Source organism: Lujinxingia sediminis (genome assembly GCF_004005565.1).
Lineage (GTDB): Bacteria > Myxococcota_A > Bradymonadia > Bradymonadales > Bradymonadaceae > Lujinxingia > Lujinxingia sediminis.
In genome coordinates, this window is record NZ_SADD01000001.1 from 1,025,866 (window position 1) to 1,051,266 (window position 25,401).

General features: G+C 62.0%; 21 protein-coding genes. 13 read left to right on the forward strand and 8 right to left on the reverse strand.

Translation table 11 applies throughout. From position 1 onward, the window contains the following. Window positions 1-150: 150 nt before the first annotated feature. Genes EA187_RS04205 through EA187_RS04230 form a run of 6 tightly spaced genes read left to right on the forward strand, consistent with a single transcriptional unit; the run spans window position 151 to window position 7,313 of the window. Entirely contained in the window at window positions 151-1,188 is a 1,038-nt protein-coding gene (locus EA187_RS04205; RefSeq protein WP_115602769.1) for a rod shape-determining protein, read from the forward strand. 55 nt (window positions 1,189-1,243) lie between these two features. Then, window positions 1,244-2,077 carry a rod shape-determining protein MreC gene (gene mreC / locus EA187_RS04210; RefSeq protein ID WP_115602768.1) on the forward strand — a complete coding sequence of 278 codons (834 nt, stop codon included), beginning with the start codon at window positions 1,244-1,246 and terminating at the stop codon, window positions 2,075-2,077. A 5-nt stretch (window positions 2,078-2,082) separates the two neighbouring features. After that, window positions 2,083-2,598 carry a hypothetical protein gene (locus tag EA187_RS04215; RefSeq protein WP_115602767.1) on the forward strand — a complete coding sequence of 172 codons (516 nt, stop codon included), beginning with the start codon at window positions 2,083-2,085 and terminating at the stop codon, window positions 2,596-2,598. A 34-nt stretch (window positions 2,599-2,632) separates the two neighbouring features. Continuing rightward, window positions 2,633-4,558 carry a penicillin-binding protein 2 gene (gene mrdA, locus EA187_RS04220; protein ID WP_127779277.1) on the forward strand — a complete coding sequence of 642 codons (1,926 nt, stop codon included), beginning with the start codon at window positions 2,633-2,635 and terminating at the stop codon, window positions 4,556-4,558. Then, a complete protein-coding gene (rodA, locus tag EA187_RS04225; protein WP_115602765.1) occupies window positions 4,555-5,667 on the forward strand; it encodes a rod shape-determining protein RodA in 1,113 nt (370 codons plus the stop codon). Before mrdA ends, rodA begins: the two co-directional genes overlap by 4 nt. Before the next feature lie 11 nt (window positions 5,668-5,678). Next, window positions 5,679-7,313, forward strand: coding sequence for an ABC transporter ATP-binding protein (locus EA187_RS04230; RefSeq protein ID WP_127779278.1), 1,635 nt, complete (start codon window positions 5,679-5,681; stop codon window positions 7,311-7,313). Between the two features lie 21 nt (window positions 7,314-7,334). On the opposite strand, the gene EA187_RS04235 is transcribed toward EA187_RS04230, so the two are convergent. Next, window positions 7,335-7,670, reverse strand: a complete 336-nt coding sequence (locus tag EA187_RS04235) for a nucleotide pyrophosphohydrolase (protein WP_127779279.1) — start codon at window positions 7,668-7,670, stop codon at window positions 7,335-7,337. Window positions 7,671-7,714: 44 nt separating this feature from the next. On the opposite strand from EA187_RS04235, the gene EA187_RS04240 reads away from it, so the two are divergent. Then, window positions 7,715-8,047 (forward strand): Rieske (2Fe-2S) protein, encoded by a 333-nt coding sequence (locus EA187_RS04240; RefSeq protein ID WP_115602762.1) that lies wholly within the window; start codon window positions 7,715-7,717, stop codon window positions 8,045-8,047. A 3-nt stretch (window positions 8,048-8,050) separates the two neighbouring features. Here EA187_RS04240 and EA187_RS04245 read toward each other — a convergent pair whose 3' ends face one another. Further along, window positions 8,051-9,784, reverse strand: a complete 1,734-nt coding sequence (locus tag EA187_RS04245; protein ID WP_127779280.1) for an aldehyde dehydrogenase family protein — start codon at window positions 9,782-9,784, stop codon at window positions 8,051-8,053. Window positions 9,785-10,448: 664 nt separating this feature from the next. Here EA187_RS04245 and EA187_RS04250 point away from each other — a divergent pair. Beyond that, window positions 10,449-11,342 (forward strand): PfkB family carbohydrate kinase, encoded by an 894-nt coding sequence (locus EA187_RS04250; RefSeq protein ID WP_164855972.1) that lies wholly within the window; start codon window positions 10,449-10,451, stop codon window positions 11,340-11,342. 84 nt (window positions 11,343-11,426) lie between these two features. On the opposite strand, the gene EA187_RS04255 is transcribed toward EA187_RS04250, so the two are convergent. From EA187_RS04255 to fsa, 3 genes are all read right to left on the reverse strand, one after another. Further along, window positions 11,427-12,260, reverse strand: coding sequence for a PHP-associated domain-containing protein (locus tag EA187_RS04255; RefSeq protein ID WP_127779282.1), 834 nt, complete (start codon window positions 12,258-12,260; stop codon window positions 11,427-11,429). 109 nt (window positions 12,261-12,369) lie between these two features. After that, window positions 12,370-12,924: an FxsA family protein gene (locus tag EA187_RS04260; RefSeq protein WP_115602758.1), complete on the reverse strand. Its 555-nt coding sequence runs from the start codon at window positions 12,922-12,924 to the stop codon at window positions 12,370-12,372. 60 nt (window positions 12,925-12,984) lie between these two features. Beyond that, complete coding sequence (fsa, locus tag EA187_RS04265; RefSeq protein ID WP_115602757.1) at window positions 12,985-13,635, reverse strand: fructose-6-phosphate aldolase; 651 nt, start codon at window positions 13,633-13,635, stop codon at window positions 12,985-12,987. A gap of 272 nt (window positions 13,636-13,907) precedes the next feature. Between fsa and serS the strand changes: the two genes are divergently transcribed. Beyond that, on the forward strand, window positions 13,908-15,185 hold the full coding sequence (serS, locus tag EA187_RS04270; protein WP_127779283.1) for a serine--tRNA ligase: 1,278 nt from the start codon (window positions 13,908-13,910) through the stop codon (window positions 15,183-15,185). 174 nt (window positions 15,186-15,359) lie between these two features. Here serS and EA187_RS04275 read toward each other — a convergent pair whose 3' ends face one another. Then, on the reverse strand, window positions 15,360-17,741 hold the full coding sequence (locus EA187_RS04275; RefSeq protein WP_127779284.1) for an efflux RND transporter permease subunit: 2,382 nt from the start codon (window positions 17,739-17,741) through the stop codon (window positions 15,360-15,362). Between the two features lie 151 nt (window positions 17,742-17,892). Between EA187_RS04275 and ruvX the strand changes: the two genes are divergently transcribed. Together ruvX and mltG are read left to right on the forward strand one after the other, a co-directional pair. Continuing rightward, window positions 17,893-18,330, forward strand: a complete 438-nt coding sequence (ruvX, locus tag EA187_RS04280; protein ID WP_283808536.1) for a Holliday junction resolvase RuvX — start codon at window positions 17,893-17,895, stop codon at window positions 18,328-18,330. 25 nt (window positions 18,331-18,355) lie between these two features. After that, complete coding sequence (mltG, locus tag EA187_RS04285) at window positions 18,356-19,447, forward strand: endolytic transglycosylase MltG (RefSeq protein ID WP_164855974.1); 1,092 nt, start codon at window positions 18,356-18,358, stop codon at window positions 19,445-19,447. 63 nt (window positions 19,448-19,510) lie between these two features. Here mltG and EA187_RS04290 read toward each other — a convergent pair whose 3' ends face one another. After that, window positions 19,511-20,065 carry an AgmX/PglI C-terminal domain-containing protein gene (locus tag EA187_RS04290; RefSeq protein ID WP_127779287.1) on the reverse strand — a complete coding sequence of 185 codons (555 nt, stop codon included), beginning with the start codon at window positions 20,063-20,065 and terminating at the stop codon, window positions 19,511-19,513. Window positions 20,066-20,210: 145 nt separating this feature from the next. On the opposite strand from EA187_RS04290, the gene EA187_RS04295 reads away from it, so the two are divergent. After that, window positions 20,211-21,764, forward strand: coding sequence for a sigma-54 interaction domain-containing protein (locus EA187_RS04295; RefSeq protein ID WP_127779288.1), 1,554 nt, complete (start codon window positions 20,211-20,213; stop codon window positions 21,762-21,764). Continuing rightward, the gene (locus EA187_RS04300; RefSeq protein ID WP_127779289.1) at window positions 21,736-23,109 is read left to right on the forward strand and encodes a BamA/TamA family outer membrane protein; all 1,374 of its coding nucleotides are present in this window, start codon (window positions 21,736-21,738) and stop codon (window positions 23,107-23,109) included. The genes EA187_RS04295 and EA187_RS04300 overlap by 29 nt, the downstream gene beginning before the upstream one ends. 16 nt (window positions 23,110-23,125) lie before the next feature. Here the strand turns inward: EA187_RS04300 and EA187_RS04305 are convergent, their stop codons facing one another. After that, window positions 23,126-25,345, reverse strand: coding sequence for a transglycosylase SLT domain-containing protein (locus tag EA187_RS04305; protein WP_115602749.1), 2,220 nt, complete (start codon window positions 25,343-25,345; stop codon window positions 23,126-23,128). Window positions 25,346-25,401: the final 56 nt, after the last annotated feature.

The following is a 25,401-nucleotide window of genomic DNA, read 5'->3' on the forward strand; positions in this document are numbered from 1 at the left end:
CGGAGCGAGGTGGTGATGGTGGTCTTTTCGCTTGTGTTACTTTAACGATCTTTGTTAGCAGACGGGCTGCTTGCGCGCCGTGTGAAGGGCGCGGGTCGGCTCCCACGTGGCGGGTCGACCGTTAAAGCACGTCACCTACAGGAAAGGCGAATGTTCAACAAGCTCCTCGGCCTCTTCAGCGATGATCTGGCCATCGATCTGGGCACGGCCAATACCCTTGTGTATGCCAAGGGCAAGGGCATCGTATGCTCTGAGCCGTCGGTCGTGGCAGTGCAGCGCGATGCGCGTGGAGGAAAACGCGTTAAGGCGGTGGGGCGCGTTGCCAAAGAGATGCTCGGGCGCACGCCCGGTAGCATCGTAGCGATTCGCCCGATGAAAGATGGCGTGATTGCCGACTTTGAAATCACCGAGGCGATGCTGCGCTACTTTATGGGTAGGGCGCATAACCGTCGTAAGCTCTACTCCCCACGGGTTATCATCTGTGTGCCTTATGGCATCACCGAGGTGGAAAAGCGGGCGGTTCGGGAGTCGGCGCTGCAGGCTGGCGCTCGCGATGTGTATCTGATCGAGGAGCCGATGGCCGCCGCGATCGGGGCCGGGCTTCCGATTGCGGAACCCTCCGGCAATATGATCGTCGATGTGGGCGGGGGTACGACGGAGGTTGCTGTGATCAGCCTCTCCGGGATTGTGTATTCGCAGTCGGCGCGCGTCGGCGGTGATAAAATGGATGAGGCGATCATCCAGCATATGAAACGCAAATATAACCTGCTCATCGGTGAGCGGACCTCCGAGATGATCAAGTGCACCATCGGTACGGCCTACCCGACCGAGGATGTGATGACGATGGAGGTCAAAGGGCGCGATTTGGTAGCCGGGCTGCCCAAGACCCTGGAGGTCAATTCCGATGAGATCCGCGACGCGCTGCAAGAGCCGATCAATGCGATTGTAGAGGCTGTGCGCATCGCGCTGGAGCGCACGCCTCCTGAACTCAGTGCTGATATCGTCGATAAGGGGATTGTGCTTGCAGGTGGGGGTGCGCTGCTCAAGAATCTGGACATTCTCATCCGCGAGGAGACCGGTCTTCCGGTACTGATTGCCGACGATCCGATGTCGGCGGTGGTGCTTGGAAGTGGCCAGGCTCTCGATGAGATGGAGCTGCTCAGTGAGGTTGCCGACCACTCGTATTGATACGGTCGGTGTCGCCTCTTCGCCTAATCCCGTCGTCTGAAGCGTGAGCCTACAGATGTTGCTCGCATGGCTAGAACATCATCGTCGAAAGGTTGTGGCGATGGCGCTGCTGTTGGTGCCGCTGGTGATGTTCGCGACATCCGCGGGGGCGACACCCGGCAAGACTGTCGGGGCGCCAGCCCGCTATGCCGCGGTGCCGATGGGGTGGACTCAGTCGAAAATAAGCGGGTTGATCGGCGTTACGGGCCTCTTCGGTGGGGCCGGGTCGAGTGAACTTCGCGAGGAGAATGAGCAGCTTCGGGAGGAGGTCGATCGTCTGCGCGAAGAGAACACGCGGCTGATCGGTGTGCTTCAGGAGAACGGGCGGCTGCGCGAGCTCGTCGGGTTTCGTGAGCGCCATCCCGAATATAACCTGATTCCGGCGCGCGTGATTGCGCGCGATACGTCTCCGTTCTTCCGGGTCTTGAAGGTGGAGATCGCCGCTGATGTGAAGCTGGAGCCCCGGATGCCGGTGGTGAGCGCGCAGGGGGTTGTGGGGCAGGTGCACCAGGTCTTTGAGGGCTATGCTGATGTGGTGATCGTCTCGGATCCACGCAGTCGCATCGATGTCGTCAGCCAGCGCAACCGTGCGCAGGGAGTGGTCGAAGGGCTGGGACATGAGCGGGACTATCAGGGGCGGATCTCATATCTCTCGGAGCGCGACGAGGTGGTGGTGGGCGATGTGATGGTGACCAGCGGGATGGGCGGGATCTTTCCGCGAGAGCTGGTCGTGGGGACGGTCGGGGAAGTTCAAGAGTCGCAGCGGGGTCTGTTTCAAGAGGCGGTCATTTCGCCGTCTGTGGACTTCTCACGGCTTGAGGAAGTCTTTGTGATCGCCGGGGCGGAGTAGTCAGGATGCCGACTCTGATGGTGGTCGTGGTGGCCTGGCTGATGCTGGTGATCCAGGGGGCGGTCGGGGGCTGGTTTGGGGAGTGGTTGGTGCCTCAGCTGGCGATCTCGGTGGTGGTGTATCTGGGGCTGGAGCGCACGATGGTTGCCGGAGGCGTGGCGCTCTTGCTGCTGCTCTGGCCGATCGAGTGGCTGGTGGGCGGGGTTGGCGGGATCTACAGCCTCGGGCTGGTGGTGGTGTTTTTTCTGATGCAGCTCTTCAGGGGGAGGGTGCAGGGGAGTTGGGGGCTGTCCCGGGGAATTGTGGCGGGGCTGGCGACGCTTGTGCAGAGTCTGGTGATGCTGCTGGTGCTCACGCTCTCGGAGTCGGGTGAGCGCGTGATGGCTTCGATCGCCTGGCAGATGTGGACGAGTTGCTTTGCGACAGCGCTTGCGACGCTTGTGGTGGGGCGAGTGTTCGGGCGGCTGGATCGTTTGATGGATCCTCGTCGTGGGCGTAACGTGTTGGAGTTCCGGTCTTGACGCCTCTGGCGAGGACCGATGTGCAGGCGAGCAGATGGCATTAGGCGACCTTCCAACTCGGGGGAGGCACGGAGAACTGGCGGAGTATGGCGCTCGCTATGGCTGGACACTGGCGATCGTGCTGGTGGCGTTTGGCATAATCGCGCTGCGCCTGTGGCAGATTCAGGTGATCGAGGGGGAGCGCTACTACCGGGCTGCCACCGAGAACATTATTCGTCAGGTGGAGGTGTCGGCACCGCGGGGTCGTATCCTGGATCGCTACGGTGTGGCTCTGGCCGAGAATCGCCCCTCGTTTGATGTGTATATGGTGCCGCATATCTTTCGGCGTCACGCTGACGAGGAGGCCTATGCGTTGCTCAAGCGTTACATGAACCTTTCGGAGGCGGAGCTCGCACGGATTCGCGGGATGGTCGAGTCGAATCGCGGTGAGGTGCTTCTACGGCGGGATGTCCCGCGCCTGGAGGTCGCGCGTCTGGAGGAGGACCGCTTGCGCCTTCCCGGCATTGAGGTTCGGGCGACGGCGCATCGGCACTATCCGCTGCACCATGTCGGGGGCCATGCGGTGGGGTTTGTGGCCGAGGTGGGCCGCGATGAGCTGCGGAATCTTCGAGCCTACGGCTACCGTTCCGGGGACCGAGTCGGTCGGATGGGGCTGGAGAGCGCCTTTGAAGAAGTACTTCATGGATCGCCGGGGTTGGACCGCGTGGTGGTCGACGCGCGGGGCAACCGCCAGGGGGAATCGCAGACGCGTTTTCTCATCGGGGAGTACCAGCGTATTGAGCCGGTGGCGGGTCGAGACGTTGTCTCGACGTTGGATGCTGACCTGATGGTTATCATCGATGAGGCGATGAGGCGATACGCAGCCGGGGCGGTGGTGGCGGTGGACCCGCGGGACGGCTCTGTGAGGGGGCTCTATAGCAAGCCTCACTTCAATCCAAACGCCTGGTCGGGACGGCTCTCGGCGATGGAGAAAATGCGCAGCGACAACGACCCCTTTAAACCGATGCTTGATAAAAGCGTGAACGCGTACTTCCCCGGCTCGGTCTATAAGATCGTGGGCACCTGGGCGGCACTGCACGACGGGATTTATGAGCCTCATGATGAGGTGGACTGCCCGGGATACTACCATTTTGGCGGTCGGCGGTGGCGCTGTCACAAGCGCGGGGGCCACGGGGATGTTGATGCTTACACGTCGATGGCGCTCTCCTGCGACGTCTACTTCTACAAGCTGGCCGAAGAGATGGGGATGGACCGAATGGCGGAGTTTGCTCGCCGTTTCGGGTTTGGGGAGCGCACGGGCTTGCCGATCAATCATGAGTCTGCCGGGCGGATTCCGGACACCGAGTGGTATCGGCAGTACGGACCGGACGGGTATACTCGAGGGATGGATTTGAACTCCGTGCTGGGGCAGGGCGACACGTTGACGACCCCGTTGCAGGTGGCGATGGCGTACGCCGCGATCGCCAACGGCGGTGACCTGTATTATCCGAGGATGGTGGAGGAGATTCGTAACCAGAGCGGTGATGTGGTCTTCGCTTATGAGCCCCGGGTGAGGAAGAAGGTGGGAATCGATGCGGAGTCGCTGGAGGTGCTGCGTCGTGGTCTGTGGATGGGGGTGGAGGACGACATTGGAACGGCCTCACGGCTTCGGCTGGATCATGCCGAGGTGGCCGGGAAAACGGGTACTGCGCAGGTCGCGAAGCTCGGAGCGGTGCGGGTTGCGAACAGTGATAAAGAGATTCGGCTTCGAGACCACGCCTGGTTTGCGGCGTATGCGCCCTATGATGATCCGGAGCTTGTGTTGGTGGTGTTTCTGGAGCACGCCGGGCACGGCGGAGCGGAGGCGGCACCGGTGGCGATGGAGATCTTTGATCGTTATCTGACGCGCAAGCAGGGCTTCGATGCGCTGGAAGTCAGGCTGGGAAGCGCTCCCCTGGAGCGGGCGGGGGAAGCGCCATGAGAATGGGTGCTAAGACAGGTGCGGCAGCGCTGGTCGAGCGTATCGAGTGGCCGCTGGTGATCGTTGTGGTCCTGCTGGCGGCGTTGGGGCTCCTAAACCTGCGCAATGCGTCACTGAACTCACCGGCTTCGTTCCACCTTGCCCAGGCGGTCTGGTACATGGTGGGGCTCGGGGCGATCACGGTGGTTACGGTGATTCACACGCGATTTTTTCAGCGCTGGGCCTACGTGGGGTTCGGGGCGGTGGTGCTGCTTCTGGTGGCGGTGGCGCTCTTTGGCACGGAGCTCAACGGGTCGAAGCGTTGGCTGAACTTCGGGGCATTTCTGGTGCAGCCTTCGGAATTGTTGAAGCTGGCGGTGATCGTGGTGACCGCGCGTTTCTTCAACGATCGCAATAAGGAAGGGAGTCACTCGCTTCGAGAGCTTGTGGTGCCGACGGCGATTGTGCTCTCGGGGGTGTTCTGGGTGTTCAATCAGCCGGACCTGGGGACATCGCTGGTGATCCTGGCGATCTTCGGGACGATGGTGCTCTTTGAGGGGGTGCGCTGGCAGAGCGTTGTGGCTCTGGCGGTGGCCGGTGTGATTGCGCTTCCTTTCGGATATGCGTTTGGGTTGAAGGAGTATCAGCGCGATCGAGTGCTGTCGTTTATGAATCTCGACGCGGATACCCACGGGCAGTCATGGCAGGTTCGGCAGTCGATGATCGCGTTTGGTTCGGGGCGGGTATGGGGAAAGGGGCATGAAGAGGGCACCCAGGTTCAGAAGGGGTTTGTGCCGGAGCATGAGAACGACTTTATCGCTGCGAACTGGGGGGAGGAGCGTGGCTTTGTGGGGATGCTCCTCTTGCTCGGGTTGTACTTTGCGTTCGTTGCCGCGGCGCTCAATGTGTCTCGGAAAGCTCGGGATCGTTACGGGGTGCTCGTCGGGGTGGGGGTAGCGGCGCTCTTCTTCTGGCATACGGTGGTCAATCTGGGGATGGTGACCGGGATGTTGCCGGTAGTGGGGCTGACTCTGCCGATGCTCAGCTATGGGGGGAGCAGTCTGTTGACGATGATGGTGGCGATCGGGCTGCTCTTTAACGTGAGTTTTCACCGGCCGTCGTACGGCTAAGGGGTTGGTTCGTGGCGGAGCAAGCTGAGGCGACAGACGATCGCGAGAATCTGCTCTTGCCCGGAGAGCCGCGGTGGGAAGGGGGGGATGGCGAGCCGATCATCGAGCTTGTCGATGTGTACAAGAGTTTTGGTGATGATCATGTCTTAAAGGGGCTGAGCCTGAAGGTGATGCCGGGGAAGATCACGATCATTATCGGGGCGTCGGGCTCGGGTAAGAGTGTGTTGATCAAGCATATGAACGGGTTGTTGAGGCCGGATAAGGGGACGGTGCGCCTCTTCGGTCAGGATGTCTCGAAGCTGGGGGATCAGGCGCTGGACCGGCTGCGTAAGCGGGTGGGGACGATGTTTCAGAATTACGCGCTCTTCGACTCGTTGACGGTGCGGGAGAACGTGGCGTTTGCGCTGGTGGAGCACGGGGCGATGGCCCGTGCGCAGGCCGAGGAGCTGGCCGAGACCATCATTAAGGACCTCGATCTGGGGCATGCCCTGGATCAGTATCCGGCGACACTGTCCGGGGGAATGAAGAAGAGGGTAAGTCTGGCTCGGGCGATTGTCTCGAACCCGGAGGTTGTGCTTTTTGATGAGCCTACGACCGGGCTTGATCCGGTGATGATGGAGTTTGTGGACAAGCTGATCGAGGAGATCACGCGCAAGTACGCGCTGACCAGTGTGTTGATCAGCCATGACCTGGCCACGATCTTTCGCATCGCCGACCAGGTTGCTGTATTGGCCGAGGGGAAGATCATTTGCGTGGGGCGACCGGAGGAGATTCGGGAGAGTGAGGACCCACGGGTTCAGGAGTTAATCGGGGGGAAGGCCAAGTCGCAGATCGAGGTGCATGCTTCTGACGGGGCGGAGAAGGCCGAGATGATCGTGCGCATGAAGGGGGTGCATAAGGGCTGGGAGAGCAATCAGGTGCTGCGCGGGGTTGATTTTGAGGTGCCCAGGGGCACGTTGACGACGCTGATCGGTGGGTCGGGCTCCGGGAAGAGCGTGATGATGAAGCACCTCTTGGGGTTGCTGAAGGCGGATCGGGGCAGGGTGGAGGTCTTTGGCCAGGATCTCTCGAAGCTCAGCGAAGGGGATTTGCGGGAGTTGCGCACGAAGGTAGGGATGCTTTTTCAGCATGCAGCGCTCTTTGACTCGATGAGCGTGCGGGAGAACGTGGCGTTTCCGTTGGTAGAGCGTCGGGTATGCAGTCGCAAGGAGGCCCACGAACGGACGGACAGGCTGCTGGAGCAGCTAAAGTTGATGGAGATCGCCGATCAGGTACCGGTGCAGATTTCCAGCGGTCAACAGAAACGGGTGAGTCTGGCACGTGCGCTGGTAACGGAGCCGGAGCTCTTGATTTACGATGAACCGACCACGGGGCAGGACCCGATCATGTCGCTCTATGTGGAGGAGATGATCATGGAGGTCCAGGAGAGCTTCGACGTGACGAGTATTGTGATCAGTCACGATATGGCGTCGGCGTTTCGTACGGCGGACGTGATTGCGATGCTGCATAAAGGGGAGATTATTGCCTGCGGGCCGCCTCAGGTCATTGCGGCCGCGGAGGACGAGCGGGTACGCAACTTCGTGTATGCCGCGGATGTAGCTGCGCAGGAGCGCGAGGCGGCGGCGCGGCGAGGAGGTGGGGGGTGAGTGTGGATGAGGTGCTTGCGTTCAGGGAGAGCGCGGGGTGAAACGCCCGGCGTCGCGAACGTCGTATTTTTTAAAGACCTGGTTGAGGGCTTCGTCGAGGTCGATGTCGAGGGAGTTGGCCAGGGCCAGGATGACAAAGAGCATGTCAGCGAGCTCTTCGGCGGGGTTTCCCTTGCCTTCGGTGGACTTGGGGGGCTTGTCGCCATGGAGGTGGTTGATGGCGCGGGCGAGTTCTCCGAGCTCTTCGGTGAGCCTGGCGAGGTTCGAGAGGGGGCTGAAGTAGCCCTCGTCCCACTGGTTGATCCAGGCGTCAACTCGTGCTTGTAAGTCGGGGAGTGATGGGGGAGTTTTCTTCATGTGAGTTCTGAGGGTTTGTTGGAGCTAAAGGTTAAGGAGTCGACGTGGCAGGACCGGTGGTAGAGGCGACGCGATATGTGGACGTGTCGGATGTCGAGGCGGTGAAGGAAGGGGAGGGGACGATTGTGTTTGTGGGCGTGAGGCGTCTGGCGCTCTTTCGGTTGGGGGATGAGGTGCACTGCATCGAGAATCGCTGCCCGCATGCCGGTGGGTTTCTGGGGCTGGGGCGGGTTGAGGGGTGCCAGGTGCGGTGTCCGAGGCATGACTGGGCGTTTGATTTTACCACGGGAGATTGCCTGAGCGACCCCCGCTACGACGTGCGTCGTTATCCGGTGCGTGTCGAGGGGGGCCGGGTGCTGGTGGGTGTTGCGGAGTAAGGCTTAGCCGCGAAGTGCCTGGGTGAGGACGCCGGCGAATCTGGCGAGACCGGGGTTGAGCTCGAAGCGGGTGAGGCGTTCGGCGACTTTTGCGGTGTTTTTGGTGGTGACGAACCAGGGGGGCCTGGGGAAGGCCTTGAAGGGGCCACGGATGACACTTTTCTCGGGTTTGTCGAAGAGGAAGGTGTTGTGGACGACGCCGATGCCGGAGCCGATGTCCTGGTAGGTGTGTCCGGGGAATGCGCCCCAGGGGGTGACGCCGAGGCCGTAGCTGACGGCAGGCCAGTGGTTGACGACAACGCTTCCGTAGCGCAGCTCGGCGATGGCCTGTTCGAGGGCTGCAGCTTCTGAACGCTGGGTGCGAGGGTCGATGAGGATGGAGGCGCTGAGGGTGCCCCAGAGGCGCTCGTTGCAGAAGTCAGTGGCGTGTTTGAGGAACTCGGAGGGGGAGGCAGCGTCGAGGGAGGTCTCGCACATCACGCCGCAGAAGGACTCGGTGGTGAAGCAAACGTTGTCGGTGTCGTCGGCCGGGACGTTGGGTATGAGACCCCAGGGGAGGATGCCGTCTTCGCGGGGGCCGAAGAGTTCGGCCTGGTCGTTGGCGTTGATGAAGGTGTCAAAGCGTTGTTCGGCGCCGGGGTAGTACGCGACGCGTTTGTCGATGTCGCTGAGTACGCCGCGGAGCGTGTTGAGAAAGGTCTCGCGCTGGGGCCAGTCCTTGTGGGTAATGAGGACGCGTGCGGCGTTGCAGTTGAATCCGCCGTTGTTGGCAAGCTGGGTGGCGACGTTTTCGGCCTGGAATTGGAGCTCGCTGTCGGACCAGTTGCCGGGGGTGACGATGATGGGGCTAACGTTCCCGAGTTCACTGGTGATGCGTTTGGTGAGTAGCGGCTCGTCGTTGGCTTTGCGTCTGTCGCCTTCGGGGCCGGTGCCGTAGACGATGGCGTCGTGGGTGATGTCGCTGCCGGTGATGTGGATGTCTTCGACGATGGGGTGGTGGCAGAGGTAAGCGCCGACGTCGGCACCGCCATAGGCCATGGCGAGAAAGCCGCGCTCGATGAACTCGGCGAAGGCCTCTTCGATGAAGGGGCCGAGGTAGTCGTTGACCGGGTTCATCTTCAGGATGCAGACCTGGCCCTCGGCGAAAAGTTTGTAGACGACATCCAGGGGGCCAATGCTGGCAACGTTTCCGGCACCGAGGACGAGTGCGACGCGCCCTTCGGGCAGGTCGCGGTCGTAGAAGCTGGCGGTGTGGTCAGGGAGGTTGGAGGGAGTAACCTCGGGCTGCATCCAGACTTCGGCGGTGAAGCCCTGGTACATGAGCTTGTCGAGTGTTCCCAGGGGGAAGACGTCGACGATGACCTGGCCATCGTGGCGCGTGCGCAGGGCGCCATTTTTGAGTTGGGGTTTTCCGTGACGGTCGATGTCTTCGAGGGTTTCGATAAGTAGACGCAGGTTGCGTGCGGTGACAACCGGGCCCCCAAGCCACTCCTCGCCGGCCAGTGGGGAGCCATCGGGGATGCGTTTTGCGTTCAGTGCAGCTTCAACCTGGCGGGGGGCGACGTCTACGGTGCGCTCAAGGAGGCGGCGAGTCATCGCGATCTTTTCGCTTAAGGGGAGTCGGGCCCAGGTGTGGCGGTTGTCGTGCAGGGTGGCCAGGCGCTCGTCGAGCTGAGGTGCGTTTGCGGGAGCGGCGATGGCTTGGGGCGAAGCTGGTGAGGAGGCGGATGTGGCCATGGCTGTCTCAGATTGTGGGAGCGCGCAGGGGCGCGGGTTTGGGGCCGGTAGCGGTGGGTAGAGGTTAGGACGGAAGTCTTCGGGAGGCAATGTGCGGGGCGAGTATGGTGTGTCGGCGATGGTATCCGGGGAAGTAGCAAGGTGGAGGGGGGGTGAGGGCCCGGGGCCGGGGAGAGGCGAAAGGTTGGGGGGTGAGTGGTGGTCTGAGGGGTGGGAGGCCTACCACATGTGAGGGGGTATCCCTCATTCGGGGGCATGTCAGAGGGGTCCGGGTGAGGGTCGAGTCCCGGCCGGAGGGGTGTCAGAGGGGTTCGGGTGAGGGTCGAGTCCCGGCCGGAGGGGTGTCAGAGGGGTTTGGGTGAGGGTTGAGTCCTGGCCGGAGTGGGGCAGAGGGGGCAGGTTGCGATTGGAGTGGCAGGGCGAGGGAGAGATGAAGGGAGGGGCCGGAGATTGCGTGATAGGCGAGGGGGATGTTGAGGGGTGAATGTCGGGTAAGTGTAAGGATGTGCGAGAGGAGGTCCAGGTGAGCGCGAGGGGTGGGGATGCGCGTCGTTGCTCAGGGAGGATGGGGCGCTTCCGGTGCGGAGGGGGATTCTCTATACTGAGCGTCACGGAATGGAGAGCTGTTTGTTACCGGAAGGGGCGATACCAAGGGAGTGATGCGATGCGAGTGCTGTCGGCAGGCTACTGTACGCTGGATCAGATCGGGGTGGTTGAGACGCGAGGGCATGGGGAGACGCGTCGCGATCTGTCGACATTCTCGGTACAAGGCGGGGGTACGGCGGCGACCGCCGCCGTGGCGTTGGCACGATGGGGTGTGGAGGTGGGGATTGTCGGTGTGGTGGGCGATGATGAGCGAGGGGCGCAGATCGAGCGAACGCTGTCGGCGGCACGTGTGGATACCAGGCATATGATCCGGCGCCGTGGGGGTATAAGCCAGTTGACGATGGTTGTGCTGGACGCGGAGGTGGGGCGGCGGCTCTACGTGACACCGGGCAATGTGGCAGCGCTGGGTGCGGAGGAGGTCTGTGAGGAGATGCTTGAGGGGGTTGATCTTCTGGTGATCGATGGAGCGTATCCGGAGGCGCAGTTGGCGTTGGCTCGGAGCGCAAGGGCGAGGGGCGTCTCGGTGGTGGGTGAGCTGAAGCGCGGGGGACGTGAGGTTGCGGAGAGGCTATTGCCCTGGCTGGATGTGGTGGTGACCTCGGAGCGGGTCGCCAGTGATTTGACCGGGGTAGGGGCGTTGCAGGGCATCTGCGCAGGGTTATTGAAGCGGGGTCCGAAGGTCGCCGTGGTGACGCTGGGAGAGGAGGGTGCGGCGGGTATGGGGGAAGATGGCGAGTTGTTGCGAGAAGTGGCCACCCGGATTGACGAGGTGGATGTGACGGGAGCGGGGGATGTGTTTCTGGGGGCGGTGGCGTTGGGGGTAGGGGAGGGGTGGAATCTGCGGCACGTACTTCGCTATGCTAATGCTGCTGCGGCCCGGGCTTGCGAGGGGCTGGGTGGGCGAAGCTCGATTGATTCCCGGGAGGTGATTGAGGCGGTGCTGGAGGGGTAAGACGTCGCGTCGATGCTCAAGAACATAAAAAGCCGCTCCCGATGGTCGGGGGCGGCTTTCCTTTTATGGTGTTGTAGCGCGGGCTCAGGATCGCCTGGAGCGTCCGTCGCGGGAGCGCCCACCGCGGCTGGAGCGTCCTCCGCCCTTCGAGGAGCGGCGCTCACCGCCCTTCGAGCCGCCCCGTCCACCGCCGCCTTTGGATGCGCGCGCGGAGCGACCACGTCCAGATCCACCTTTGGAGGGGCGGCGCGCGCGATTGGATGCTTGTTGTTCGACGTCGCCGATCTGGACGGCCCAGAACTCGGCGTTTTTGAGGGCTTCGACGAGTTGCTTCTGGGTGCGAATCTCATCGTCGAAGAAGGTAGCGAAGCGTCCGACGGCATCGAGGTCGTCGGAGGGGTCAGAACCGCCCACGGTGCCCAGGCCCATGAAGGTGGCGGCTTCCAGGGCGAAGTTGTTCTGGAGGGATCCGACCCGGGGGGTAAAGACTTCGATGGCGCTGAGGCGGTCGAAGGTGAAGACGTGATCGCCCATGTTAAAGGGGATCTCGAGGTCGTAGGGGCGCGCGGCAATGGTGACGCCGTTATGCTTGTCGAAGAGTTGCATGACGGCTTCGGCGGCCGGGGTGGTCATGTAGGTGATCGCACGCCACTCTTCAGCCAGGTAGAAGGCATCGACTTCGGGGACGAAGCCCAGGAGGATGCCGCGGTCGGTGGGGATCTCGACTCCGATGAAGACATTGAGTTCGGGGAACTCGTCGCGGGCAAGCGCGAGGATGTCGGCGCAACGGGCGGTCGAGAGGGTTTCACAGAAGGCGACGGCGTCGAGGCCAGCGTCGCGGGCTTTTGTGAGGATCTGACGGGGGGAGAGCTTAACACCTTCGGAGATGTCCGACTTGGCGTGGAGATCAATCAACATAAATCAAAGCCGTGTGTGCGGTCCGTCGGCGTCGATGAGGGCGCCGAAAGGTAGGGTTCATCGTTGCGCAGTGACGCGTGGCGTGTGGCCATTGGTCCGAGGTTTACGGTCAGCGCTGTCGAGGCAGGCTAGCGTCCGAGTCGCTGTCTGTCGAGTCTCCGGGGCGATCCGGGGTGATATCAATGATATCGCCCTGCTCTGTGCCGCCGAAGGGGGAGTGTGGGGCGTGGGAGCGGGGATCGAAAGGTGCGCTGCCGAAGATGTTGGAAGACTGAGAGATGAAGAAGGTGGATGTGCCCTTCTCCAGAGCCGACTTAAAGCGGGCGCGGATGGCGTTTTTGAGCGGGCGTCTCAGCGGGGGGATCAGGAGCACCAGGCCGGCGATGTCGGTGAGGACGCCGGGGGTAATGAGGAAGACTCCGGCGATGAAGACGGCGAGGCCGTCGAGGAGGCTGTCGGCGGGGATAGTGCCCTGGCGTAGATCATCCTGGATGGCGTGCCAGGCGCGCAGACCTTCGAGTTTGCCCAAAACGGCACCGAGCAGCCCCGTGGCGACGACGAGGCCAATGGTAGGCCAGAGCCCGATGAGCTGACCCAGGGGGATGAGAAGGGCGAGCTCAATGAGGGGGATGACGGTGAAGAGGAAGAGCAGTTTGAGTAGCACGATGCCTCTCAGTGGGGCGGCGCCGCGTGTCTTGAATGTGCGACGCCGCCACGCAAGGGATCAGGCCTTGGGGACTTTCTCCCAATCCTTGAGGAACTTCTCCAGGCCGGTATCGGTCAGGGGATGTTGGAACATCTTGTCGATGATGTTGAAGGGAATGGTTGCGACGTGTGCACCGAGCAGGGCGGACTCGGCCACGTGGCGCGGGTGGCGGATGGAGGCCACGAGCACCTGGGTGTGGATGTTGGGGTAGTTGGCGTAGGCGGCGACGATCTCTTCGATGAGGTCCATGCCGGACTGGCCCAGGTCATCGAGGCGGCCGATGAAGGGGCTGATGTAGGTGGCACCGGCGCGTGCGGCGAGCAGCGCCTGGTTGGTGGAGAAGCAGAGGGTGACGTTGACGCCGATGCCTTCGTCGGTGAGGGTCTTGCAGGCTTTGAGGCCGTCGGGGGTCAGGGGGATTTTGACAACGATGTTGTCGGCCCAGCTGGCGAACTCGCGACCTTCACGCACCATGCCTTCGGTGTCTGTGGCGGTAACCTCGGCGCTGACTGGTCCATCGACGAGTTCGCAGATCTCGAGGATGACTTCTTTGAAGGGGCGACCACTTTTGGCGATGAGGCTGGGGTTTGTGGTGACGCCGTCGAGGATGCCGAGCTGGGCGGCGGTGCGGATTTCGGTGGTGTCAGCGGTGTCGATGAAGAATTTCATGGGGCTCACTCGGTCAACGGGTGGATACACAGGGCGAAGAGAGACGCAGGCTCCCTAACATTGAGGGTGTCACAGGCGCAAATCATCTCGATGGTCTCCGACCTTGTACTGACACTGGCAAGAACAAGGTAGGAGGGGGGCTGATTCCCCCGGGGAGAGGCGCTGGCGAGGCTGGAAAAGGGCGCGTGCGATGTGCTATTCGGTCGCGACGATCCTTGAGCGCCAGCACTCGCCGTCGCTCTCCATGTTTAAGCACCCAAGAGGCATTCACCATGCTGGATATCAAGTTCATTCGCGAGAACGTTGAAACGGTCAAGGAAGCGGCCCGCAACAAGCGCTTCGACGTGGATATTGACCGGTTGCTGGAGCTGGACGAGCGTCGTCGTGATTTGATGAGTAGTTCGGAGAAGATTCGGGCGCGACGCAACGAGGTTGCCCAGGCGATTCCGAAGGCCTCGAAGGAGGAGCGTCCGGCGCTTATTGAAGAGGGTAAGCAGCTCAAGGAGGATCTGGCGAGTTACGAGGAGGAGCTCGTCGAGGTGCAGTCGGCGTACGAAGGGTTGATGCTGATGGTGCCCAACGTGACTCTCCCGGAGGTGCCGATCGGGGAGACCGACGATGATAATCAGGTGATCCGGCACGTGGGTGAGCCGCGCACCTTCGATTTTGAGCCTCGAGATCATGAGGAGCTCGGCGAGCTGCTGGGGATCATCGATAAGGAGCGGGGGATCAAGGTGGGCGGGGCGCGTTCGTATGCGTTGCGCGGTGCCGGAGCGCTGCTGGAGATGGCGGTGATGCGCCTGGGGATGGACCTGATGGTAGAGCGGGGGTATGAGCCGATCATTGGTCCATTGATGGTCAATGAGAGCGCGATGCTGGGGACGGGGTTTTTCCCGTACGGCCAGGAGGATACCTACCACCTGGAGAAGGAGGATAAGTATCTGGTGGGTACCAGCGAGGTGATTCTCGTGAGCCTCAATGCCGACGAGATCCTTGAGCGGGAGACGATGCCTCGCCGCTATTGCGGGTACTCGCCGTGTTTCCGGCGGGAGGCGGGGAGCGCGGGGCGCGATACCCGTGGCGTGTACCGGGTGCATCAGTTTACGAAGGTCGAGCAGGTGATCATCTGTGAGGCCGATGAGGCGACATCGCGCGCGCTGCATGAGGAGTTGCTGGGGAACTCGGAGGCGCTGATGCAGAAGCTGGAGCTTCCGTATCGGGTTGCGCTTGCGTGCACCGGGGAGATTGGGCTGGGACAGGTGCTCAAGCATGAGATCGAGACCTGGATGCCTTCGCGAGGGATGTATTCGGAGACGCACAGTTGCTCGAGCCTGTATGACTACCAGGCGCGTCGTAGCGGGATTCGTTACCGCAACGAGGAGGGGCAGATGCGTTATTGTTACACGCTCAACAATACGTTGGCTGCGAGCCCGCGAATTCTCATTCCGATTCTGGAGCATTATCAGAATGAGGATGGGTCGGTGACGGTGCCCGAGGCGCTTCGTCCCTATATGCACGGCATCGAGGTGATTCGGCCGAAGGCGTCGTAAGGTCGAGGGGGGAGGGGTAAGGCTGTGAGTTCGTGGTGATGCTGCGTCCGTACTGTCACTTCTGAAAGCACCGCGTGCGGCGTTGCAACGCCCGGATGATGTTGATGCATTGTCTGCGTTGTTCGCTTTGCTCGCGGTGCTTTTTGTTTGGGATATGTCGCCCTCACTCCGTGCTCAGGTCGTGGTGATAGGTTGCTTTCGAAGGTTCAGAGGGAAGCGGCCCAGGACCAGGTAGAGGAGTACCGGGAGGATGATCAGGTCGGCGACGAGTGCACCGGCGATGGTCATGGCGGTGAGTACGCCAAATTGCTGAGTGGGGACGAAGTCGCTCAAGGTGAGAACGCTAAGGCCAATGAGCAGGAGGACGCTGGTCAGCAGGATGGCGCGTCCGGCGCCGAAGTATGTGTTGAGAATCGCGTCTTTGAGGGAGTCGGTTCGGGGGAGTTCTTCGATGAAACGAGCGAAGAAGTGAATGGAATCATCGACGGCGATACCCAGGCTGATGGCGAAGATGATGATGGTGGTGGTGTTGATGTTGATGCCGGCCCATCCCATGTAGCCAAGAGTCATGAGGAGGGGGAGCGCATTGGGGAGAAGGCTGATGATGCCGATTTTGATGGATCGGAAGACCAGGCTCAGGAGCAAGAGGATGAGGCCGAGTGCCAGAAGGATGCTGACGATGAGGTCCCGGATAAAGGAGTCGAGAGCGGCAGAGGCGACGTAGGCGTCACCGGTGAGGCGGTAGGAGATGTTGCTTTCGGGGGGGAATGCGTCCTGGAGGTTGGCGTGGAGCTCTCTGGCGAGTTTAAGGTTGGCCTTGGCGCCGGCGTCTCGCACACGGAGGAGAATGCGGGCGTTGCGGAAGTCGCTGGTAACGAATGCGTGAATGCCGGAGCGTGAGTCGGGGGCGTCGGAGATGAGCAGGAGGAGCTGTTCGACCTGTTCTGGCGTTTCTGGGAGACGAACTCGCTGCCCGGGGTCGCCGGTGATAGCGGCGCGTGCGGCGCCGAGGTAGTCGAGTGGGGATTCGGTGCTGAGCACAATGCTGTGGAGGGCGGCGGACCGCTGGAGGGTATCGATGCTGGCGAGGACATCGGGAGCTTTGAAGCGGTCCCGCTCGGGGGATTCCAGGCTAATCTCAATGGGGAGGATGCCGCTTAAGTCATCTTCGAGGGTCCGGGTGGAGATGAAGGTGGGGTGATCTTCGGAGAAGACTTCGAGGATCTGGGTGTCGATGACGACGTTGGAGGCCTGGGCGATGAGGGCACCACTGGCGAGTAGGGAGACGGTGAGCACGGTCCAGGGACGGGAGAGGAGGACCTCGCCGGCGCGCATCAGGAGGCGTTCCAGGGTGGGGACCTGGCGGTCTGCGTTGGGCGCATCCGGGGCGGGGTGAATGCGACGTGCAGGTCGCATGAAGCTCAAGCCGGCAGGGAGAAAGAGGATGGTAGCCAGGTAGGCGAACATCACGCCGCAGGCAGCTTGCCAGCCGAAGTTGCGAAGGATTGTGGTTTCGGCGCTGAAGAGGCTCAAGAAGCCGATGGCTGTGGTTCCGGTGGTGAGGAGGCAGGCCACGCCGGTGTGGCGGATCATCTGGCGGATGGCTTCGGAGTGGGGGCGTCCGGCTTCGACTTCTTCGGCTTGCCGGGTGAGCATATGGATGCTGTCGGAGATGCCGATGACGAAGATCAGGGTGGGGAGGACGTTGTTGATGATGTTGATGGGGTAGTCGGTGAGCACGAGCATCGCCAGCGTGGTCAGAAGAGCGATGAGGACGGTGCCCAGAGGGAGGATGACGCCACCGGGGGAGCGAAAGAGGAAGATGAGGACGAGCAGGTAAATAAAAGCGGTGAGGGGGACAAAGATCAGCTGCTCATGTCGCAGGCTGTCGACGATCTCAACGCGGAGTGGCGGGACACCGGCCAGGGTAGCGGTGGTGTCGGGCGGAAGCTCGTACATGGCGAGTCGCTCGGCGACGCGTTCATTGAGGGTGCGCAGGTCATTGACGTCCTGGAGGCGGGTGTCGATGCGGGCGGCGACGATGGCGCTGGAGGCGTCGAGGCTGATGAGGCGGCCTGCGATAAGGGGTTCATTGAGGGCGAAGTCGCCCAGTTCCCCGGCCTGGTCGACGCTGACCGGAGTAGCCCTGAATGGAGAGGGAGCGCTGGCGAGTTGGTTGGAGAGATCGCCGAGGAAGGGCTCTGAGCTGAGGCTGTCGGGGCGAGGGATGGCTATGGTGGCCAGGGACTGGGCGTCGACGATGTCTTCGACGCGGCGAAGTTCGTAGGTGAGGTCGCGGATGAAGGTGACCACCGGAGGTGCGAGCACGTCGGGGGCTTCGATGAGGACGATGATGAGGTTGTCCTCGCGGCCAAAGCGCTCGGCGAAGGTCTCGCGGTAGGACGCGTCGTCGCCGCGGCCTTCGAAGAGTTGCTGCGGGGTGAAGTTGAAGTTGATGCGGGGGGCGAGCGCCAGGCTGGCCAGGGTGATAAAGGCGAAGACGATGATGGTGGCCAGGCGGTGTTTTAAGACGAGCGTGGCGAGTCGATCGAACATGGGGTAAGTCCCGGTCAGGAGCGCGCGGTGGCGAAAGGGAGGGGAAGGCGAACGCCGGGGCGAAGATTACTACCGTGGGGCCGGGGTCAACAACCGGGCCGCGCGCCGAGCTGATTCGGCGAATCGAGGAGTGAGAATGGTATCAGGGCGAATGTTAGGCGTAGATGTCGGGACGCGGCGGGTGGGTGTAGCTGTGAGCGATCCTCTGGGAACGATGGCGATGCCGGTGGAGACGATCGAGGTGCGAGGGTTGCCGGGGGCGGCGCGGCGCCTGGTTGAGCTTGTGGGACAGTATGAGGCAGGGGTGGTTGTGGTGGGGTGGCCGTTGGATATGCGAGGACGAGAGGGGGTCGCCGTCGAACGGGTGCGCAAGTTTATGGGAGCGTTTGAGAAGGCGTTGGTGGGGAAGGGACATCAGGTCGAGGTGGTGCGGTGGGATGAGCGGCTGACGACGACGGCGGCGGAGCGAAGTTTGCTCAAGGCGGATGTCTCGCGTCAGCGGCGCAAAGAGGCGATCGATCAGGTGGCGGCCTGCCATATCTTGCAGGGATATATGGACCGCTTGAGGATTGAGTCGGAGCGAGGGTGAGACGATGAGCGCGGGGAGTCGACGCATGAAGAAGGCGAAGCATGAGGGCGGGGGGTGGGGGCGACTTTGGCGTTGGGTGGCAGCGCTGGTCGGAGCAGCGCTCATCGTGGTGGGGGCGGCTGCCGCCGGTGTGTACGCGCATTATCAGAGAGTGATCACTCGTCCCGTGTTGGAGGAAGGAGAGACGCGGACACTTGTGATTCCGGAGGGGACGGCGTGGCCGGGGGTTGTGAGTCGGGTTGCGGATGCGGGGCTGGTGGAGCCAGCGCATTATTTTGATGTGTGGGGGCGTCGAAGTGGTCTGGCGAAGGAGGCGAAGGCGGGGACCTTTCACCTGGCGGGACCGTTGAGCCTGGAGGAGCTGGCATCGGTGGTGCGGCGTGGCGGGTTGGCGGAAGAGGTGGCCGTGACCATCCCGGAGGGGTGGACGATCTTTCACATTGCCGATCGCATCGAAGCCATTGGTCTCGGGAGCCGCTCGGAGTTTCTGGAGAAGGCACACGATCCGGTGTTTTTAGAGGAGCTGGGAATCGAGGGGGAGAGCGTGGAGGGGTATCTGTTCCCGGATACGTATCGATTTCACCAGGGGGCGTCGGCTGAGGCGGTGATACGGCGGTTGCATGCCCGTTGGGAGGCCGTCATCGGTCCGTTGGTGGAGGTGCATCGCCCGGCGCTGGAGGCGTTGAAGTCTGACTACGGGTTTGAGCTGCATGATGTGGTGATCATGGCGTCGCTGGTGGAGCGGGAGACGGGCGTGAAAAGTGAACGCGAGCGCGTTGCGCGGGTCTTTTACAATCGGCTCGATCGGGGGATGCGTTTGCAGACAGACCCGACCTGCGTTTACGGAGCCGAAACCTATCGGGAGGTGCCTCACCCCCGCTATTGTCACGACAAGCTCAACCGCTACTCCACCTATGTGATTGATGGGTTGACCCCCGGTCCGATCGCTAACCCGGGGCAGGCGTCCCTGCTGGCGGCGCTCAAGCCCAGTGAGGAGCCTGAGGATCTGGCGTTTCTGTATTTTGTGGCCAGGCGGGATGGGCAGGGTGGGCACCACTTCTCAAAAACCTATCAGGAGCATCGCGAGGCGATACGCAAGTACCTGTTGGGCAAATAGCGCTGATGAACGAGGGGGCGCCTGCCGGGCCGGGTGTTCACCCGGCCCGAAGGATGAGCGAGCTCAGCCTTTTTCAGCGCGGAAGGGGAGGAAGAGCGCTTCAAAACGAACGACGGAGATCTGGGAGGTCTCAGGGGCCGGGAAGCGCCACTTCTTAAGTTCCCCGGTGACGCAGTCGGCCAGCGCATCGCTGTTGGTGTAGTTGTCGCGGGTGACGGCGGCGATGACTTCACCGGTCGATCCGGAGACGGTGAACTGAAGGGAGAGTTCGCCGCGGACATCGGGATTTTTATCGAGGATGCGCTGGTAGCAGCGTTGGAAGGCGGAGCGTTCGTTGGTGATGCGGGTGCGGACACTGCCCTCATCGATCTTGCCCTGGAACTGCAGGGTGTCGGTGATGGGATAGGCCATTGCATACACCTCGTCGCTGGAGGTTGCCGAGGAGGTGGCTTCTGTGACGGCCGCTGGACGGCCGAGGTTTAGTTGTTCAAGCCCATCGGCACTCTGGGAGAGGTAGAGGTAAAGACCTCCCGCGCCGGTCATGACCCCGAGGGTTCCACAGAAGATGGCGATGAGGATGACAACCAGGGGGCCGCAGCCCGAGGACGAAGAACTCATAGATGTCTCGATGCGAAGCGTTTAAAGGATAAGGTGTAGGGCACAGATGCGGGGTATTCCACGGTCGTCGCCTTTGTTATAGTCGCGACGAAGCCGACACAAGAGCATTTGATGGGCAAACGAACACCCGAGGCAAGTGGCCGAGATGAGTAGCATCGTAGACTGGAACGCGTTGAGTCTCAACGCAGCGGTAAAGGAGCTGGCGGCGCTACTGAGTGAGAACCTGCAGGTGCGCGTGGTGCTTGTCAGTTGCTCCGGGGAAGTCGTGGAGTTAGGAGGCACCGGTGGTCAGGGTGGAGGGGCTACGCTCTTCGACGTGTTCGCTGATACACGAGGACGCTGGGGCGACGAGTCGGAGCGAGTGACCTACGCGCAGACGGTGCGTAGCTGGTTTCAGGCGTGTCAGGAGGCCGAGGAGGAGAGCGGGCGGGTCGTTGTGGATAGCGCGCCCGGATTTTGCGCGCACCTCTACCCGCTGCGCTATCAGGGGGCCCGGGCTGCGGTGGTCTGCGCCGGATTTGTAAACTCGGAGAGCGCGGCCGGAGCGTTGGAGTCGATTCGAGCGATGCTTCCACGGCATGTGCTTGAAGCGATTGAAGAAGGAAATGGCCCCCGGGTCCCGCAGCTCGGTCGGGAAGACCGACGCTGGATGGATCGCATCGGTGAGCGTATCGCGCAGGTGATGACCGGCGTGTTGAGCGATGAGCATGCGCCGACCTATGAGCCCGGAGCGCAGCGTTTTGCGGAAATGCTCGGGGGGAGCGATGCGATGGCTCGGCTTTTCGGCCAGATCGAGCGAGTGGCCCGGAGCAACTCGACCATCCTTGTGACCGGTGAGAACGGAACGGGCAAGGAGCTGGTGGCACGCGCTGTTCACAGGCATAGCCGACGGCGCGATGAAGCATTTGTGGCGGTGAATTGCGCGGCGATCCCCGGTGACCTCATCGCCAGTGAGCTCTTCGGGCATGTGAAAGGTGCCTTCTCGGGGGCGCATCGTGACCGTGCGGGGCTTTTTGAAGCCGCCAATCACGGCACGCTCTTGCTCGATGAGATCGGCGATATGGATCCGATGCTGCAGACGAAGTTGCTGCGGGTGCTTCAGGAGGGAACATTTCTTCGGGTCGGGGACAACCAGGTGCGAAAAGTCGACGTCAGGGTGATCTGCGCGACGAATTGCGACCTGGAGGCGATGGTCGCCCGCGGAGAGTTCCGCCAGGACCTCTATTATCGCATCCGTGTGATCGAGTTGAAGATTCCGGCATTGAAAGAGCGAGGTGATGACATCGAGCTTCTAGCACGCCACTTCCTGAGCGCGACGGCCAAGCGTCATGGTCGGGGGGTGAAACGTTTCAGCGAGAGTTGCATGACCTACCTTCGGCGCTACAAGTGGCCCGGTAATGTGCGTGAGCTGGAGAATGAGATTGAGCGCCTGGCGATTCTTTCGGGCGATGAAGAAGTGATCGATGAGACCTGGCTGAGTCGTCGTATCGTCGGGGAGGTGGAGGCGGCCCCGGTGGTTGACCTCAAGGGGTACAACTTGCCGGAGGCGATGGCGTTGCTGGAGCGGCAAATGATCGTTGAGGGCCTGGAGCGCGCCGGTTGGAACAAAACACAGGCCGCCAAAGACCTGGGAATCTCTCGCCGCAACTTGATACGCAAGGTTGCTCAGTATGCGTTGGAAGAAGACCGGAATGCTTAAAGGGCGAGCTCCGAGGAGCGTTGCCGCTGTTTGTGCGCTGGTTTGCCTGGCGTTCGGGGGCAAGGCGCAGGCACAGGGGGGCGAGGAGGTTCCTTCGGGCGGGGAGTACCGAGTCGATGCGATTGTAGTCGAAGGGCTGCTGCGCACGCGCAGATCCGTCATTGAGCAAGAGTTGCTCTTCGGCGAGGGCGATCGCATCAACCAGGCGCAGCTTGATGAAAGTGTGCAGCGGCTGCGAAACACCGGGTTGTTTCGGGCGGTGAGCGTCGATGTCGTGGATACGACAGTCGCCGCTGTGGGCGGCGTAAATACCCATATGGAGCCAGGGCGTCTGCTTCGGGTACGGGTTGATGAGCGGTGGACCCTGTTGCCGAACTTTCGCTTTGGGCGAGGGGGGAATGATGTTGAGCTGATGGTGGGATTGCAGGACGCCAATCTCTTTGGGAGCTACCTGCAACTCGGGGGCAGCTTTCACCGGCTTGCCGGGGTGAATTCGTACTCGTTGTGGTTTCGAGATCCGCGTTTTCTGACGCGTCGTCAGGCGCTCTTTGTCGAAGGCTCGCTGGGAAACCGCGTCGATGCGGTCTTCGACCTGGAGGGGAATCTTACCGGCGGTTATTCGCTCTCAAGGAGATACTTCGGAAGCTCGATGGAGCGGGAGTGGCGACGGTGGTTGAAGACCGGAGCCTACCTCTCGTTCTCCGATGACAGGTTTAGCTACAGCCGGATCGGAGCGGCTCGCCGCGATGCGCAAGAAGCACGGGGTGGGTTGCCCGAGGCGATGCGGACGTTGACCCTGGGTGTGTCAACGTCATTCGGTCGTCTCGATCGGGATAGTTATTTGCGAGACGGCACGCTGTTGACCCTGAGGTTCAACCAGAGCTTTCACTTCGGGGGGGAGCAGGGCCGGTCCAATCGTTTTGAGGCGAGTTTGCTCAAATTCTGGACGTTGCCCTGGCGCTCAAACGTGGGGGTGAGGGCGATTCTCGGGTTTAGTGATGTTGAGGCTGAGCATCTGCAGTTCAGCGCCGGGGGGTTGAGCGGTCTTCGGGGAACGGTAAATATGCGGTATCGGGGGCAGAACTACTGGCTGCTCAACGCGGAGTATCGCATCCCCTCACTCGATCATCGATGGCTTGTGCTTCAGCACGTTGCCTTCGTGGACGCGGTGGGAGTAACGCCGTATCCAGATCAAGTCTTCGGTGCCACCGCCCTGACCTCCGGCATTGGAGTGCGACTTCTCTCGCCAAAGATCTACGGGCTGATTGTGCGCGTGGACTACGCGTTTCCGGTGGCCGGGGCCGACGGCCCCGGGTTGAGTTTTGGGGCCGGGCAGGTGTTTTGACGGGGTCCGAACACGCCTAGCGCGCAGGGTTGGCGATTCGCGCGTCGAGTTGGGTGGTTCCCTGGAGCCATTGGTAGGCCGCGTAGGTTCCGATGACGCGCTTGGAGTAGTCGCGGGTCTCGAGGAAGGGGATGTCTTCGACCCAGAGAGCGATTTCATCGTTGGGCTGGCGTCGAAGCCAGCCGCCAATACGGCCTGCGCCGGCGTTGTAGGCGGCCGCCATCAAGACAGGGTGTCCGTCAAGGCGGTTCGCCAGGGTGAACAGGTGGTCGACGCCAACGCGGATATTGACCTCAGCGGTTTTTAATTTCTCGGGGGTCGCGCGGCCTTCAATGTCGCGATCGTGATCGAGGGCAGTTGCCGGCATGAGCTGCATAAGGCCGTGGGCGCCCGCCCAGGAGACGACGTCTTCGATGAAACTGGACTCCTCGCGCATGATTGAGGCGGGGAAGCCCGGGTGCAGATCAATGTCGGGAGCCTGTGCTCGCTCGGCCTCAACAGCATCGGCGATGATCGTCTGGTAAGGGTTCGGCCAGGCGACATGCCAGCGGGTGACTCGCCCTTTCCGGGGCAGCGCCCATGGGCGACCAGGAATGGAGCGTCGCGCGATGTTGTGGCTCAGGGGGAAACGTTTCGCTTTGTGGCAGAGCCCGGCAAGTCTCCAGCGTTCGGATTCTGAGGGCGCGCTTTGCTGCTGGCGTGCGCGCTCGTACTCGCAGGCCCCTTCAAAATGGTGGGCGGCAGCAAGGGTTGCGGCACCGGATCCGGCGAAGTCGCCCTCGAACCACGTAACGCGCGTGTCCTCGGAGTCAGGGGAGAGGGGCTCGGGCGTGAGATTCATCTCCAGCAGACGCAGGTGAGCCAGGTAGCCGTAAAAGCTGAAGGGATACTTTACCCATGCTCGTTGAAGGTAACGTTCGGCAAGGGCGGGGCGGCTAAGCTGGCGGTAGGCCTGGCCGACGAAGTATTCGAGACGTCCCTGGCTAAAGTACTGGGCATCACGTTCCGGGAGATCGAGGGCGGTCACCGCGCTGGTAAACGCCTCGAAATCTCCAGTGCGGTAAAGGTTTTCGTGGGACTCCCATACCAGCTCGTGGACCATGTCGCCTTCGGGATAGTCCTGGAGGGCGCGCGAAAGAAGTTGAAGTTCTTGTTGATGGTCGCCTCGCTGACGGGTGACGCGCGCCAGGTAGAAGAGGGCATCGTCGGCGTGTGAGCGCTCGGGGTAATCTTCAAGAAGTTGTTTAAAGAAGGTCTCAGCGTCGTCGAGACGTCCGCGGTGGTAGTTTCGGTTGCCGACGGCGTAGAGCGAGCGGACGCGCTCGTCTTCGTTGGCGTCGTCGGTGCATGTTTTGACGACGTCGCGGTAGAGGGCTTCGGCGCGTTCGGGTTGGCGCAGTCGAAAGAGCGTGCGCGCCAGGCGGAAGTCAGCGCGACAGCGGTCCATGGTGTTGAGCGTGCTCATGTCGATGGCGTCGAGTTGAACTCGGGCGTCTTCAAAGCGAACCGCAGAGAAAAGGCGGTCGGCGCGCTCTCTTCGGGAGTCCGAAGAGGGGTTGAACGCGAGTTCGTCGAAGGCGTTGTCGTGTCCCGGATCGATGCAATGCGCGAAGGCCTGGTCGGCCAGCGCGTTGCGGGCCTCGGAGGGGGCCGCGTCGACGAGCGTCGTGACCAGCCAGGGGCAAACCTCGTCGGAATCGTCGTGACGCAGCATGGCAGCGGTGCTTTCAGCGGAGGGAAGGCCGTGGCGTTCGGTCTGGATGCGTACAAGCGAGAAGGCGCCTCCGCTAAAGCCCTCTTCGAGCGCACGGGTCGCGAGGACCTCGTCGATGAGAGGGCTGTCTACGCCGAGGTTGAGTTGGGCGCGTGCTGCCTGTGTCCAGAGGAAGTTCTGGAGCTCGCCGCCGATGCGTGCGGCCTGCGCGTAGTGTTGGGCGGCCTGGTGCCAGTCTTCAGTACGCTCGAACGCGTAGGCTGCTTTGACCAGCCAGGGTTGGCGTTTTGCAGGCTGAGCGAGGGACGCGGCGTGCGCTGTAAAATGGGTCGCGGCGTCGAGGTATCTGGACTCATCCTGAGCGTTGAGGCCGGCCTGACACGTTTCGGTAGCGCACTCAACCGGGGGGATGTTCTGGTCGATGAGCTCATCACCAGACAGGGCGGGTTCACCCCAGGCTGCTGAGGCCCAGAGAGACGTGCCGAGGGTCAGACATAGAGAGGAGAGGCGCGCGAAAGTCATCGTGTGCTCGGCGTAAGAGATCAATGGGGAAGGAGGACAGAGGCTCAAGGCTTGCT